At 44.7% G+C, this 14536-nt stretch carries 13 protein-coding genes; 2 read left to right on the top strand and 11 right to left on the bottom strand.

Translation table 11 applies throughout. From position 1 onward, the window contains the following. Nucleotides 1-9 precede the first annotated feature (9 nt). From AB4384_RS11480 to ltnD, 7 genes are all read right to left on the bottom strand, one after another. Nucleotides 10-1461, bottom strand: a complete 1452-nt coding sequence (locus AB4384_RS11480) for a catalase (protein WP_102398420.1) — start codon at nucleotides 1459-1461, stop codon at nucleotides 10-12. Between the two features lie 286 nt (nucleotides 1462-1747). Next, entirely contained in the window at nucleotides 1748-2920 is a 1173-nt protein-coding gene (locus AB4384_RS11475; protein WP_372129576.1) for a glycerate kinase, read from the bottom strand. 113 nt (nucleotides 2921-3033) lie between these two features. Then, nucleotides 3034-4488 (bottom strand): GntP family permease, encoded by a 1455-nt coding sequence (locus tag AB4384_RS11470; protein WP_017086589.1) that lies wholly within the window; start codon nucleotides 4486-4488, stop codon nucleotides 3034-3036. Between the two features lie 178 nt (nucleotides 4489-4666). Next, complete coding sequence (otnI, locus tag AB4384_RS11465) at nucleotides 4667-5443, bottom strand: 2-oxo-tetronate isomerase (RefSeq protein ID WP_102320684.1); 777 nt, start codon at nucleotides 5441-5443, stop codon at nucleotides 4667-4669. After that, a complete protein-coding gene (locus AB4384_RS11460) occupies nucleotides 5443-6090 on the bottom strand; it encodes an aldolase (RefSeq protein WP_171349682.1) in 648 nt (215 codons plus the stop codon). The genes otnI and AB4384_RS11460 overlap by 1 nt, the downstream gene beginning before the upstream one ends. Nucleotides 6091-6101: 11 nt before the next feature. Beyond that, on the bottom strand, nucleotides 6102-7358 hold the full coding sequence (otnK, locus tag AB4384_RS11455) for a 3-oxo-tetronate kinase (RefSeq protein WP_102320685.1): 1257 nt from the start codon (nucleotides 7356-7358) through the stop codon (nucleotides 6102-6104). 2 nt (nucleotides 7359-7360) lie between these two features. Beyond that, complete coding sequence (ltnD, locus tag AB4384_RS11450) at nucleotides 7361-8275, bottom strand: L-threonate dehydrogenase (protein WP_017072298.1); 915 nt, start codon at nucleotides 8273-8275, stop codon at nucleotides 7361-7363. 280 nt (nucleotides 8276-8555) lie between these two features. Here ltnD and AB4384_RS11445 point away from each other — a divergent pair, with 280 nt between their 5' ends. Together AB4384_RS11445 and AB4384_RS11440 are read left to right on the top strand one after the other, a co-directional pair. Further along, entirely contained in the window at nucleotides 8556-9314 is a 759-nt protein-coding gene (locus AB4384_RS11445; RefSeq protein ID WP_017072299.1) for a DeoR/GlpR family DNA-binding transcription regulator, read from the top strand. A 180-nt stretch (nucleotides 9315-9494) separates the two neighbouring features. Next, a complete protein-coding gene (locus AB4384_RS11440; protein WP_017064007.1) occupies nucleotides 9495-9956 on the top strand; it encodes a hypothetical protein in 462 nt (153 codons plus the stop codon). Between the two features lie 43 nt (nucleotides 9957-9999). On the opposite strand, the gene AB4384_RS11435 is transcribed toward AB4384_RS11440, so the two are convergent. From AB4384_RS11435 to AB4384_RS11420, 4 genes are all read right to left on the bottom strand, one after another. Continuing rightward, nucleotides 10000-12231 (bottom strand): hypothetical protein, encoded by a 2232-nt coding sequence (locus tag AB4384_RS11435; RefSeq protein WP_372129575.1) that lies wholly within the window; start codon nucleotides 12229-12231, stop codon nucleotides 10000-10002. Between the two features lie 431 nt (nucleotides 12232-12662). Further along, nucleotides 12663-13001: a hypothetical protein gene (locus AB4384_RS11430; RefSeq protein ID WP_017060926.1), complete on the bottom strand. Its 339-nt coding sequence runs from the start codon at nucleotides 12999-13001 to the stop codon at nucleotides 12663-12665. A gap of 199 nt (nucleotides 13002-13200) precedes the next feature. Then, nucleotides 13201-14175 carry a Gfo/Idh/MocA family protein gene (locus tag AB4384_RS11425; protein WP_229648087.1) on the bottom strand — a complete coding sequence of 325 codons (975 nt, stop codon included), beginning with the start codon at nucleotides 14173-14175 and terminating at the stop codon, nucleotides 13201-13203. 3 nt (nucleotides 14176-14178) lie between these two features. Continuing rightward, nucleotides 14179-14502 carry a putative quinol monooxygenase gene (locus tag AB4384_RS11420; RefSeq protein WP_229648088.1) on the bottom strand — a complete coding sequence of 108 codons (324 nt, stop codon included), beginning with the start codon at nucleotides 14500-14502 and terminating at the stop codon, nucleotides 14179-14181. Nucleotides 14503-14536: the final 34 nt, after the last annotated feature.

Below are 14536 nucleotides of genomic sequence, written 5' to 3'. Positions count from 1 at the left end.
GATGATTGATTACGACTTAAATTCGCTCACGTCGATTTCAAGCAGTTTACCAATGCCTTCACCGTATGCAGGGTCAGCTTTGTAACAGTGTCTTAGGTGACGCAATTGAATCTCTTTTGGCACGCCGCCTAGGTTGCGAGCAGTGTTATCAAAAAGAATCGCTTGCTTCTCTGGTGTCATTAGGCGGAACAAGTCACCCGGTTGCGAGAAGTAATCTTCATCTTCGCGGTGATCCCAGTGTGCTGCTGCGCCATCTAGGTTCAGTGCTGGTTCAGCGAAATCTGGTTGCTCAGCCCATTGACCTTCGTTGTTTGGCTCATAACCTAATGTGCCACCGAAGTTACCATCGACACGCATCGCGCCATCACGGTGGTAGCTGTGTACTGGGCAACGAGGCGCATTCACTGGAATGTGCTGATGGTTTACACCCAAACGGTAACGTTGTGCATCACCGTAAGCAAACAGACGACCTTGCAGCATCTTGTCTGGCGAGAAGCTGATACCTGGAACTACGTTCGCTGGGTTGAATGCTGACTGCTCTACTTCTGCGAAGAAGTTTTGCGGGTTACGATTTAGCTCAAATTCGCCCACTTCGATCAACGGGTAATCTGCATGAGGCCAGATCTTAGTCAAATCGAACGGGTTGTATGGAACCTTCGCTGCATCCGCTTCTGGCATCACTTGTACTTTCAACGTCCATTTCGGGAAATCTTGGTTATCGATGCTGTCTAGCAAATCACGTTGGTGGCTTTCGCGATCATCACCGATCACTTGTGCCGCTTCTGCATCAGAAAGGTTCTTAATACCTTGCTGAGATTTGAAGTGGAATTTCACCCAGAAACGTTCGTTATCAGCGTTGATGAAGCTGAACGTGTGGCTACCAAAGCCGTGCATGTGACGGTAAGTCGCAGGGATACCACGGTCACTCATTACGATAGTAATTTGGTGCAGAGCTTCCGGCAAAGAAGTCCAGAAATCCCAGTTGTTTTTCGCGCTACGCATGTTGGTGCGTGGGTCACGTTTCACCGCGTGGTTTAAGTCAGGGAACTTAAGAGGATCACGAAGGAAGAATACTGGCGTGTTGTTACCCACCATATCCCAGTTGCCTTCTTCAGTATAAAACTTCAACGCGAAACCGCGAATATCACGCTCCGCGTCCGCTGCGCCACGTTCGCCCGCTACCGTTGTAAATCGTGCAAACAGATCCGTCTTTTTACCGATTTCAGAGAATAGTTTAGCTTTGGTGTATTGAGTAATATCGTGAGTCACAGTGAAAGTGCCGTAAGCCCCTGAACCTTTCGCGTGCATACGACGCTCTGGAATCACCTCACGATCAAAATGCGCCATTTTTTCTAAAAACCAAACATCTTGAAGAAGTTGAGGACCGCGTTTACCCGCAGTTTGGACATTCTGGTTATGAGCAACAGGACAACCCGCAGCTGTAGTTAATTTTTTACTCATCATCTATTCCTTATTACCTTTTAGATGCACCATCTTTGTTGCATCTTTACTTCTGAATGGTGGCTATTCATCACACAAAACCACGCAGTAATTAAGGATATAGAATACGCCTGGGCTAAAGTAAAATATAATCGTTTGTATTTATCGTTATCATGGATAAAACCTATCAAATTAATGATCTAAATCATAATCATTCAATATTGACAATAATATTTACAATATAATAATCATGAACTTACAACACGCAGAAAACCAAAGCTAGGCGCAGCCTACCTCGTAGAAGCCACTATTTTTGAGATATTTTGTGACCTAACCGTAAAGTCGCTGCGATATTTCTTGCCGTTCTTGTTAAGTTAAGCTCCGCCTCTTGTAATACTTTTTCTAAAGTTTGTGGCGATCTTACAGTTCCAAACAAGCTGCTCATTTCGCCGTAAAGCGCTTCTACTTCGGTGCCTAAAGATCCGGCAATTCCTATGGTTGGAATGCCCTGTAAGCTCGCACGTTTGGCAATGCCATAAGGTGTTTTTCCTTGCAGAGTTTGATTGTCCATTTGCCCTTCACCGGTAATCACAAGATCTGCGCCTTTCAATACTTCATCGGCTTGCAAAACATCAAGCACCATCTCAATACCCGGTTTAATCTGCATGTTAAACAACAAACCAAGCCCCATTGGAGCACCACCAGCCGCGCCATAACCAGTACGCTTGTGAACGGGATCATCCCCACGAACACAACCTTGCGATTCAACTACTTGAGCAAAATTCTCAAGCGCCTTATCAAGCATCACAACTTGTTCTGGGCTTGCGCCTTTTTGTGGGCCGAATATATGGCTAGCACCGTTATCACCACACAACGGATTATCGACATCGCACGCCACAATTAACTCGATATCAGCATAGCGTGAATCTAAACCAGTAAGATCAATCGATGATAAATCAGCTAGTGCAACGCCACCTCGGTTAAGCTCTTGCCCTGCATTATCTAACAGTGTCCCACCTAATGCTTGAACAATACCTGCACCGCCATCATTAGTTGCACTGCCACCCAATCCAAGAATAATCGTTTGAGCGCCCTGCTCTATCGCCTCCAAAATCAATTGCCCCGTTCCGAATGAAGAAGCAATCAATGGATCACGCTGCTCTGGTTTCAACAAGTCCAAACCAGAGGCAGCGGCGATCTCAATTAAAGCCGTTTTCTTAGGATTCTGATCCGACGGTTCTAGCATTGCCCATTCTGCATTGACTGGTTGCCCTAACGGCCCTTCGACTTGGCTATGTCGCTTTTCACCAACAAGCCCTTGGAGCAATACATCCACAGTCCCTTCACCACCATCAGCCAAAGGCAATGTTACGTATTCAGCGTCTGGGAAGATTTCACGAAAGCCCTTTTCAATACACGCCGCCACAGATACAGCCGATAAAGATTCTTTAAACGAGTCTGGTGCAATAACAATTTTCATACTGAGAGATCCAAAAGATTAGTAATTTTGATGAGTGCCCGATCCAAAAATGCCCCTATTGAAGATCAGCAAGCTAATCACTTAATAGGGGCAGTATATAAAGGTAAGTAGTATTAGTTAGTAACGGCTGTCTTTACTTGTGATTTCTCTTTGCTTTTTAGCCACACGAATACAGCACCTAGAACCGCAATTGGAATCAGTGGGTCGATCAACGTACCGCCTTTACCAAACACTAAGTTTAGAATCATGATGATGCTTGCACCAATCGCCCATGCGATAGTTGAAGACACAGACCAGATCTTAATTTGGTCAGCAAGTTCAGTAATACCTAACGTACGGTTGATGATGTGGAAGTATGAATCGTTCAAATGAGAGAAGCCAACCGGACCTACCGCACATGCAAGTGCTACGAATACTGGGTCTAGACCTAACGTTTCAACCAATGGCAGCGTCATCGTTGCTGCAACCATCATTGATGCCGTTGCTGAACCTTGGATTAGACGAAGCATTGAAGCAATTGCTAGTGGTACAAGTAGTGGTGGAATACCGCTGCTCGCGATAGCTTCGGCTACTTGAGGGCCAGCACCTGATGCTTTAAGTACTGCACCCATTGCGCCACCACAGCCAGTTACCACAAGAATTAGACCTGTAGTAGACAGAGCATCATCCATAGAGCTAACCATGTCTTTGCGCTCAATATGACGAGTAAGACCGTATAGCGCCATAAGAACACCGATACCAACAGCAACCACTGGGTTACCAATCAACGAAATAACGTTGTGCATTGCAGTGTCACCTTGACCAACAAGCGTGTTGATTAGGATGAATGCGATTGGCAGCAGAATTGGACCGAATGATAAAAAGTTACTTGGTAGCTCTCTGTCATCTGTTTCTTTTACTTTCTCAAGGTTTGCCCAATCAGCTTGGTTAGTAATCCATGTCTCACCGTTTGGTACGCGGTAGTACTCGTTACCTACTCGGCGAATATAAATCATAGAAAGAAGCATCATAGGGATAGAAACCATCAAACCCCATAACATGTATTCACCTAGATCTACACCCAGAATTCCAGCCACAGCAACTGGACCCGGTGTTGGTGGCACAAGTGCGTGAGTGATAAGCAAGCCAAGCGCTAGAGTTACACCAAGGCCAACCGCTGACTTACCCGTATCACGTGAAATTGCGCGAACAAGAGAATGCAAAATGATGTACGCAGAGTCACAGAAAACTGGGATAGCGACAAGTACACCTGTAAAACCTAGTGCTAAGTCTTCACGACCTTTACCACACAGCTTTACAAACGTTTTTGCCATTCTAACAGCCGCACCAGAACGCTCGAAACACGCGCCCATGATAACGCCGAACGCGATAATCAAACCAATACCACCAAGCACGCCACCAAAGCCGGCTTTAATTGCGTTGATCAGCTCTGTTGGTGCCATACCAGCGAATAGCCCCATGATGATACTTGCAATAATCATCGCAAGCGCCACTGGGATTCTTGTTTTAATGATCATGCCCATCATGGCTAAAATGCCAATTACGATGCCTATCAGTGCTCCATCCATTTTTATATTCCTTTTGTCTCTTTCTTCATTTTTAGAAAATTTGTAGGGTGGTGCATATGGGTGATACCGGGTCACCCATTGCACTTTATCGTTATGTGTTGGCTTACCTGTAAGCCGTGTTATCTAAATCAGTTTTTACTTTTATGATTCGTTACATATAAACGCCATTCACACCGCGCTATAAATAACTTTTTACCCAGCTAAGCCCCTCTTCTGTCGTGCTTCTTGGGTTATATTCACAGCCAATCCAACCTTGGTAACCTGAATCATCCAAAACACTAAATAAATGTGGGTAGTTCAGTTCGCCTTCCGATGGTTCATGCCTCTCTGGTACAGAAGCAATTTGGATATGACCGGTATAAGCAGCAACTTCACGAATCAAAGTACTTAAATCACCATCCATGATTTGCGCGTGATAAAGGTCGAGTTGAAGTTTCACATTTGGTCTATCGACCAACTTAATCAGTTCGACAGCTTCACGTTGATGCGCCACAAAATAGTTCGGAACATCACGGCTATTAAGAGGTTCAATCATCAATTCGATGCCTTGCTCAGCAAACTTATCAGCCGCAAAACGAATGTTTGAGATGAAGGTTTCAACGTGTTGTTGCTTAGTAAAGTTCTCATTCAATATGCCGGACATTGCATGGACTTTTTTACAGCCCAGAGCTTTCGCGTACATAAGCGCCGTATCAACACTAGCTTTAAATTCCTCTTCACGATCTGGAATAGCGGCAAAACCACGCTCACCCGCATCCCAATTACCTGGAGGCATGTTAAAAAGCGCCTGCTCAAAACCAAATCTCTGCATTTTTGCTGCAAGCTCTTCGGCCTCAAATGCATAAGGGAATAGGTATTCAACAGCTTTGAAACCGGCTTGGTGTGCTTTTTCAAAACGCTCTAGAAATGGTACTTCTGTGAATAACATCGTTAAGTTTGCTGCGAACTTAGCCATTATTTGCCTCTCCCTTTTAAATCCATCACTTCTTCGTCCGTTAGGTAACGGATATCATTCCCTTTCAATAAGAATGCTAATTTGGCGGTCTCTTCTAGCTCTTCAGCGTTATCAACGGCATCAACAAAGTCAGTGCCTGTTACTACTGGGCCGTGGTTTGCTAACAAAAATGCTCGATAATCACCTGCTCGTTTTGCCAACTCTTCAGCGATTTGTGGGTCACCCGGACGTAGGTAAGGAATCACTGGTAACTCACCAATTCGCATCACGAAATACGGTGTGAAAGCCTTAATCGCGTTATTACGATCCAACCCTTCAAGGCAAGACAACGCGGTAAGGTAAGTAGAATGCAAATGAACAATCGCATTGCATTCTGCATTATTTCTATAAATCGCTAAGTGGAATGCCGCTTCTTTAGAAGGCTTCTTACCTGAGATGTGGTTGCCATCGATATCAACAACCGACAATTCCTCAGCGACAAGGCGACCAAATGAAGAGCCTGTTGGTGTTGCTAGAAAATGCCCATTAGGTAATTTGATAGACAGGTTACCTGCACCACCAGTGGCGTAACCTCGTTCGAACATTGAACGAGCGAGCGTGACCATTTGCTCTCTTAACTGCTGCTCGTTCATCAAAACTTTACTCATTTGAATCTCGCTTATGAAAAGAATGATTGAGCTTTAGCGAAGAAGTTTTTATCACCAAAATTGCCCGATTTTAGCGCTAGTGATAGCTCACCTTCGACCGATTTAACCCAAGGCACACCTGGTGCGATTTGAGGGCCAATATGAAAACCTTTCACGGCTAGACTTTGCGTCACTACGCCTGATGTTTCACCACCAGCAACAATGAAGTTTTTCACACCATGTTGGTGCAGTTTGATAGCGAGTTGACTAAAAAACTGTTCAACGGCGTGGCTTGAAGCTTGTGCGCCGTACTCTTCTTGAATGGCTTTCAGTGCGGCGGCATCTGCGGTTGCATAAACCAAAGGAGCAAACTCGCCTTGGTTATTGGTCATCACCCAATCGAACACATCATTGGCGTATTGATCATTGGTTAAGCAAGCCTTCACATCGATAGCAAAGTGAGGAGCAAGCTGCTTGTATACCGCAACTTGTTGGTTAGTCATCACTGAACAAGAACCAGAGAACACAACGGTTGGTGCTTTGACTGGGCTACCGGCATGTTTTGCATCACTTTGGTCAGCAAGATGTCCTGTCCAATTTTTAGCGATACCAGCAGCTAGGCCTGAGCCACCTGTGATTAGCTTCAGAGATTTAGCCGCTTGACCTAACGTCACCAAGTGCTCTGCATTAAATGCGTCTACCACGGCGTAGCGACTACCTTGAGCTTTGAGTTCGTTAAAACGAGCGGTAACCGCATCAGCGCCCTGTTCAATCGTTTGAAAGTTAACTAAACCGGAAACACCTTCTGATTGTGCGTCCATCATTCGAACCACACTTGAATCCGTCATTGGTGTAACAGGGTGATTACGCATACCTGAATCACTGAGCAACTCACCAAAAACAAACAAGTGACCGTTGTAAACCGTGCGACCATTTACTGGCAATGCAGGGCAAACCATAGTGAAAGATTCTCCAAGTTCCGCCAAAAGTGCATCTGTTACGGGACCAATATTGCCCTCAGCGGTACTGTCGAACGTTGAGCAGTATTTAAAGTAAAACTGTTGGCAACCTTGAGATTGAAGCCATTTAAGCGCAGTAACCGAATCCGTCACCGCTTGGTCAACTGGGCAAGAGCGAGATTTAAGGCTGATCACCACAGCATCTGCTGATGTGTCAAACTCTCCCGTTGGAATCCCATTCAGTTGAACAGTGCGCATACCGTTTTCAACCAAGAAACCAGCAATGTCTGTTGCACCTGTAAAGTCGTCTGCAATAACACCTAATAACATGATTATTTCTCCGCCTTTGACGTGTTTACACCCGGCAGGTCAATACCTTGGAAGACTTTTATCACTGCACTGTCGTCTTCTTGACCAAATCCAGCATTACTCGCGCTAACGAACATGTTCAGTGCAGCACTTGATAATGGGAGTGGGAATTTCAGGTTTTGAGCGGTATCTGATACCAAGTTCAAATCCTTCACAAAGATATCAACCATAGATTTTGGAGAGTAATCACCATCGACTACGTGCTTCATGCGGTTCTCGAACATCCAAGAGTTGCCCGCTGCATTCGTAACAACGTCGTACATCAAATCAAGCGGAATGTTTGCGCGTGCGGCTAGTGCCATCGCTTCAGCGCCCGCAGCAATATGAACACCTGCTAGTAACTGGTGGATAATCTTAACGGTCGCACCAAGGCCAATGGTCTCGCCGATGTTGTAGACTTTAGCTGCAGTTGCATCAAGTACCGGAGCCAGTGCTTCAAATGTGGTCACCGCACCTGAAGCCATAATCGTCATTTCACCCGCTTCTGCTTTTACTGCACCGCCGGACACTGGCGCATCCAGCATCACAAGATCATGTTCAGCAAGCTGAGCTTCGATTTGTTTCGCGTCTTCTGCTGAGATCGTTGCCGAGACCATAACTGGCGTGTTAGGTCTCAGTGCCGCCGCAAGACCAGTCTTAAACAGTACCGTGTTAACTTGAGCTGCATTCACAACCAATACCAAAACTGAATCAAGTTTGTCGGCAAACTCAACCGCGCTTGTAGAGACCGCTTTTGCGCCATATTCACCCAAGTTTTCAAGCGCTTGCGGATTCAAATCGAAACCATATACATCAAGGCCTGCACGCACGCATGACTTCGCTGCGCCCATGCCCATAGAACCTAAACCGATAACACCAACAGATTGAACTTCTTTCATAGCAAGATGCCTTTCACGTAATTATTGAATTCTAGATTTGTTAATTCTTGTTTATGTTTGTGATTATATGTGAAGCAATCGAATGCGACTTAGTGACAAGTCACACATTTAACAAAAGTTAACATTAATGAGTAATTTAACCCTTTAGAGGCATTAGATAAGGGTAATTTCGGCAGCAATCACAGTTCTAATTGCTATTTCACAACAGATATTCACAGATATTCACAAAACAACCAAAGATTGATAGGATGATGAAAAATAAGAACATAGAAGAAGAATCATGATTCCAGCGGAACGTCAGAGAACCATTTTGTCACTATTATCACACCAAGAAGTGATCAGTATTTCTGAGCTTGTTGAGCACTTAGAGGTGTCTCATATGACTATTCGTCGAGATATCGTAAAGCTAGAGACATCAGGGAAAGTGATTTCAGTTTCGGGTGGCGTTCAGCTGACTAAAGCACTTCACAGCGAATTGTCACACGACATCAAGGTAGAACAGCAAGCAAGCGAAAAAGCTCAAATAGGTCAACTAGCTGCTCAATTGGTTCCTGAGTATTCGACTATCTACTTAGACGCTGGAACAACCTCTTTGGAGATCGCTCACCAACTTGCAGGGCGAGATGATCTGCTTATCATCACCAATGACTTCGCGATTGCCGCATACCTAATGAACAGCACACAATCTGAGATTTACCATACTGGTGGCAAGATTGACCGTGAAAATCAATCGAGTATTGGGGGAAAAGTAGCTGAGTTCTTGGCAGGGATGAATATTGATATTGCGTTTATCTCTTCTTCATCTTGGAATCTAAAAGGGCTCTCGACACCTTGTGAAAATAAGGTATTAGTCAAACAAGCCATTGTTCAAGCAGCTCATTCAAACTATCTGATTTCAGACTCAACCAAATACGGACGTATCGCTACTTTCCACGCCTTAGATTTAAGTGCGCTTGATGGCGTGATCACCGACATTGATCTTTCGAGTAGTGTGATTGATGAGCTTCAAGACAAAGGCATCAAGGTCATTAATTCGTAACGGATCCCTCATCAAATTTCAGGCTCACCAACCAAACATTCAGAACCTGAATACCACCACTCCAAAATCATCTGTTTATCTACTCGATAAAAATAATTCTTACAATTAAGCGTGTTTATTCGTTAATAATATTGTTACTCAACGGCATAATAGTCATGAATCCATTCAAAGAGTTAGGTTATGTTCTACAAGCGTCTTTTGGTATTGGCTTTACCGCTTACTTTTGTGTTTCCCATCCATGCTGAAACGTTTGGTGAGCGAATGGCGCGCATCGAACAAGAGAATGTACTGGCGAAAACCATGAGTGAAGAACAAGTTGAATTGATACAAAAAGTCGTACAGACCAACCACTGCGCTAAAGTGGCGTTAACCCATCACCAACGCATTTTGGGCCAATATAAGGTTGAGACATCTTCTTCTGAGTTATTCGTAAAATGGCGTCAACTCGGTAAGCAGTTAGACGCTCAATACGAGATGGATTACCCCGGCTACCCTAAGCACGCTTTTCAAGAATATCCTGCAGCTTCAGGCAAAGTCGATGGCTACCTTTTTGCTCTAATCGACAATGGTTTAAACGAGCAATCGTGGATCGCCAAAGAATTTAAGCAGTGTAAAAAGAATAAGCTCATATCCCGAACCTAAGCTCTAGTCTGCTCTGGTTCGAGAGTGCTCACTCGCATTAGTTCTAATAAAGTAAGAACAGCCCTTCATAACCGCCAATTTCTATTTCACTCACATAGTCACCAACGTTACCGTTAGCATCAACAGGTTTCATTGGAACATCCAGCGCGATGGTGAGTTTTGCCGCGTCATAAAAGCTCGGATTCTTACCGTGGAAATCCGTGCGATACAACACACGACCATTGCTGAACTCTCTCGCTAACACCATGTCCTCAGGGCCACCAGCAACCACCTGATTTTCAGATTGATACATAAAGTACGTGAACGTCGGTAGAACGTGAGTGATACCATTGGGCAGATCAGCATGCACCATTTCGTTCATCGAGGAATCGCCAACGATGGTGTAGTCAGCAGGCTGAGGTGTCGTTGTCGATAGCATCAAAGGAATCGGCACAAAGCCTTGTGGGATTTGATGACTCGGCTCTCCCAAATCAACAGCCAATAACGAACTTGGTTGGTAGGCGATGTTTTTAGGGACACCACTTTGCCAGAAAGTGTCAGCCGTCGTATTGCCACTTCCATAGACGTAACCATTGTTCCACTGATTAAAGTAGCTATGTTGAGCATGTCGATTGAGGTGGTAGATCGCTAGGGTCGAGTATTGGTCTTGCTTCCAATTCTCTTCACTATTTTCAAGGTACTGAACTCGCCCATAACGCGTTGTCGCCTGAAAAATAACACTTTGTCCATTATAGGCGAGCGCAGAATTATCCCAGAATTTAGAGATCCCCGAGTAACCACTAAACCCAGTAGACGAAAAAATGTAGTGCTCGCGTAAATACAGAGATCCCGCCTCGCTAAGATGAGACTGTCCATTTCTACCCAGTAAGTTCGCGGTTCCGATATTCAACCCAATCGACGCATCACTTTCTAAAGCAGATAGATTTTTCAGAAACGCTGAAAATTGTTGTTTATAGAGATCATCCGCTTGATTCGAACCCGCAACAGCTCCTAACTCTTGAACATGCCCGCCAGAATGAACATAGAACTGATTCGAACCAATAAGCTTATTTGTGTCGTCGTTGTACGCACCATTCAAACCTTGGCTTGCCCAGCTTTGCTTGTAGTAGCGATGAATGGCAGATAGATAATCCGCGTTTGCGACGTTCGTTAGCGACCAAGATGAGTTAGCGCTCCACATTCGACCAAATGGCACAACTCTTGATTCCCAACGAAAACGCGCTGTCGCGTTCTTATTGGTTCGATTTCTATACTCACTTGGCGACAAGTAGTTATCGCCATCTAGGTCTGCAGACACATCAAAGCCGCGGATTTTTCGCCATTGGCTGATAGCATTGCCGTCCGGCGTTGTAATCGGAGCGTCGGTTAACTTGACGGTTGGAAAGCTGTTCTTGAGTTTCACTTCTTTTAAACGCGGCCTGTCGTCGGCGTTCTCACTTTGCCAACGAACTCTCACAACGTATAAGCGCCCACCACCTCTCAAAAAGGTTGAACCAAAATACTGGCCGCCGCCATAACTCGCACCGCTCCCATCATGAGTTGTGGCTCTTAACCAGTTATCCGGAAGGTTCCAGATCACCGATTGGTTTTTGGTCATATTGAGCGTTTTGTCTTTCTTTACATCAAGCCTTTCCCATTGTGAAACCCTACCCTGAGAATCAATAGCAGTTGGGTATTCAATCCAAAATTCACCGCTGCCAGCAAACTGTGAGAACTTAAAGGTCAGCCGTTCGAACTGTTCAGCATGATAGACATACAAAGCCCCACCCTGTTCGAAATTCTCAAACACATCGGCATCCCACGGAGGCTCTTGATACAACCAAAAACCAGCATGGTCTTCACTGGCTGTATAACCCAAGATCATAGGTTTTCGGTTTAAAAGGGTCTTTTCGCCATGAGTTTTATCAACTTCGGCAATGACAGTATCTTCAGAAAAGTGCAGGAAATAGTCTTCGAAATTGAGGCCTTCTAACTCAGCTTGGTTACGGAGATCGTTCTCCAACCAACCCGAGTTCATCGCCATGACTTGGTTGTACATATAACCAATTGTCGTGGCCCGCTCATTGTCGGCTTTGTCGGCATAAGCTCCGAACACAATATCACTGTTGGAAATTTCCCAATCAATGACGGCATTCGTAGATAGTGGGGAGCCCAAAAGATCAACACCAACTTCATGTTGCCCTGGCAGCACAACCGCTGTACCAACAGCAAAAGCGTAACCAGCGATTAAACATGACGGTATGAGTGCGAGCAGCCCAGAAATGTAGGTTTTCATGATTCAAATTTCCTAATCGATACTGTCATGCCTTAAATCACAAAACGAAAAGTCAGCCAACTTACGTGTCAATTTAGGAATCAAAATACGAAAAAAGTATCGACTACATGGCTCTATTGTTCAAGTGCTCGTCTGTCTTGTTTCATCGGTGGCAAGTAAAACGAGCAAATGCCGATTCAAAATCAATGCATTAAGGAAAATATAAGTTTTTGTGATTTTAATTTTATTTGGAAACCAAGTATCTCCGGCTAACGAGAAATCAGCTCAGATTTTCTCAAAATGAGAATAATACGGTTTGGAAGATGAGAAGTTATCAGAGCCTAGAACTCAGAATAGGACTTGGATTTGCTGTATCGAATCTCAGTTTGAGCGCCACACTATTGAAACTCAATTTGGATAGGCTGTCTAAACAAGAACGATGACAACGCTCCTTAAAGCCTCTTGTTCCACTTCCCTTGATGGTCGCGATCGCAATTTTCTTGCGTATCGTAGCTAACATGCTTATCGATATTCTTCAGTTGAATTCCAACTTGATTGAACGCTTGTTGAATAGCCCCTGAGACACTCTGTTGACCTTCGCCACTTAAGAAGTTCGTTCTATCCTGATTGGTATCGAATACACAGACAATTTTCAAACTTTGCGGAAAAGAGGAAAAGTTGACCGAGTGAGTCACCCACAAAAAACCATCGAAGCCTTTCAGCGTGTCTTCACAAACGTCAGTTAACACGTCTCTGATTTGATTCTCGATTTTCTTATCTGATTTACGCATGCGGCAAAGGTCCTATTTAACACCTTAAAAAATAAGGTTTTTCGGTCAGTTTCGTACTACCTGATATTGGACACTGTGGCGGTTTCAAATGCAAAGTATTTATTGGGGAGAGTCGACTGGAAGATATAGAGGAAACGCCTCATGTTTGATAGCTTACGAGGCGATCAAACATGAGACGAGTATAGAATTTACTAAAACATTAGCTCGCCGCTTGTTCCCAATCAGTTAATAACTTCATGATTACGCGAGAGTCTTGGTGGGTTGCCATTGGCGCAGCAAGTTGTGTATCACCTTGCTCAACCGCTTGGCGGATATTGCGCACTTGATAATGGAAACCATCACCTTGCGCTTCGACTTTCACTTCACGTGTCGACGTTTCATAGATCTCTACCGTAAACGTGTTTTCTGCCGTCGGTAGCCATGGATTAGTATCTAGCGTGATACAGCCTTTGCTGCCTAGGATCGTAAAACCATGCTTTAAACCGTGGTCTTCAGCAGTGTGGATTTGTGCGGTAAAACGGTCGTTGAAATGCATCATCGCCGACGATTCACAGATATTGCCATCTTCGCCTCGTCGACCGATTGCTGAGATCTGCACGTCATCGAACACGCTCTCACCAAATTGCTGCTGCGCAACAGAGTGAATCAGCGACATTGGGTAACAGCCAAGGTTGTATAGCGCGCCTTTGCTCGCAGGATTCACGAACTGATCAATCGCCGCAACGTAGGAACCTTGAATTGAACGCACTTCGCCAATCTCACCAGTTGCCAGTTCTTGATGAAGCTTGGTGATAAGTGGATGGTTTAAATACATCAAACCTTCAGCAAAGAATACGCCCGCTTCTTTCACGGCTAGTAAAGCTTGCTCGGTTTTTTCCATATCTACCGACAAAGACTTCTCACACAAGATCGCTTTGCCTTTTTGAGCCGCTTTAATCACATACTCATGATGAACGTGGTTTGGTAGAGCAATGTAGATAATGTCGACCGACTCATCTTCAATCAAGGCTTCATAGTTGTTGAAGGTTCGTGTTGGCTGGTATTGGGCAGCAAACTCATTGAGTGTTTTCTCTGTGCGTCCAGCAACAGCATACAGCTCACTTTGAGCATCGCCTTTAATCGCATCCGCCATTACGCCTGAGATAAAGCTGGTTCCTAGGATTCCCCATTTCATGTCTTAGATCTCCTGCTCTTGTGCTTTGATAGGCCCACGTTGCGTTTCGAATGCTTGAACCAACTCGGTAATATCACGCTCAATAAACGCTTGGGTATGAGGCATCACAAAGTGCTGATTGATCGCCTCGCGGTTTACGTATTGCTCAAGCAAGATCACACGATCGCTTTGGCTTTGATCATAGGTTGCAATTGCTTGTAGGCAGCCCGGTTCGCTTTGCATGTCTAAACAAAACTGTTCGATAGCTTCGAGCGCAGCTGCTCGTTCTATGTTGGTTTTGATCTTAAGTTCGGCAGTAACAAAGATAGTTTCATTCGTTTGAGGCATTGCACACTCTTATTTTAGGGCGTGTTGATCTTTC

This window comes from Vibrio sp. 10N.261.51.A4, assembly GCF_041471945.1.
In the GTDB taxonomy this organism is placed as follows: domain Bacteria; phylum Pseudomonadota; class Gammaproteobacteria; order Enterobacterales; family Vibrionaceae; genus Vibrio; species Vibrio crassostreae_C.
Note: the sequence above shows the minus strand (reverse complement) of the source record. Positions and strands in the feature narration are given on the sequence as shown.

Excerpts from the sequence above, each read along its gene's own strand:
- AB4384_RS11480 (WP_102398420.1), bottom strand. The coding sequence starts at position 1,461 with ATGAGTAAAAAATTAACTACAGCTGCGGGTTGTCCTGTTGCTCATAAC.
- AB4384_RS11475 (WP_372129576.1), bottom strand. The coding sequence starts at position 2,920 with ATGAAAATTGTTATTGCACCAGACTCGTTTAAAGAATCTTTATCGGCT.
- AB4384_RS11470 (WP_017086589.1), bottom strand. The coding sequence starts at position 4,488 with ATGGATGGAGCACTGATAGGCATCGTAATTGGCATTTTAGCCATGATG.
- otnI (WP_102320684.1), bottom strand. The coding sequence starts at position 5,443 with ATGGCTAAGTTCGCAGCAAACTTAACGATGTTATTCACAGAAGTACCA.
- AB4384_RS11460 (WP_171349682.1), bottom strand. The coding sequence starts at position 6,090 with ATGAGTAAAGTTTTGATGAACGAGCAGCAGTTAAGAGAGCAAATGGTC.
- otnK (WP_102320685.1), bottom strand. The coding sequence starts at position 7,358 with ATGTTATTAGGTGTTATTGCAGACGACTTTACAGGTGCAACAGACATT.
- ltnD (WP_017072298.1), bottom strand. The coding sequence starts at position 8,275 with ATGAAAGAAGTTCAATCTGTTGGTGTTATCGGTTTAGGTTCTATGGGC.
- AB4384_RS11445 (WP_017072299.1), top strand. The coding sequence starts at position 8,556 with ATGATTCCAGCGGAACGTCAGAGAACCATTTTGTCACTATTATCACAC.
- AB4384_RS11440 (WP_017064007.1), top strand. The coding sequence starts at position 9,495 with ATGTTCTACAAGCGTCTTTTGGTATTGGCTTTACCGCTTACTTTTGTG.
- AB4384_RS11435 (WP_372129575.1), bottom strand. The coding sequence starts at position 12,231 with ATGAAAACCTACATTTCTGGGCTGCTCGCACTCATACCGTCATGTTTA.
- AB4384_RS11430 (WP_017060926.1), bottom strand. The coding sequence starts at position 13,001 with ATGCGTAAATCAGATAAGAAAATCGAGAATCAAATCAGAGACGTGTTA.
- AB4384_RS11425 (WP_229648087.1), bottom strand. The coding sequence starts at position 14,175 with ATGAAATGGGGAATCCTAGGAACCAGCTTTATCTCAGGCGTAATGGCG.
- AB4384_RS11420 (WP_229648088.1), bottom strand. The coding sequence starts at position 14,502 with ATGCCTCAAACGAATGAAACTATCTTTGTTACTGCCGAACTTAAGATC.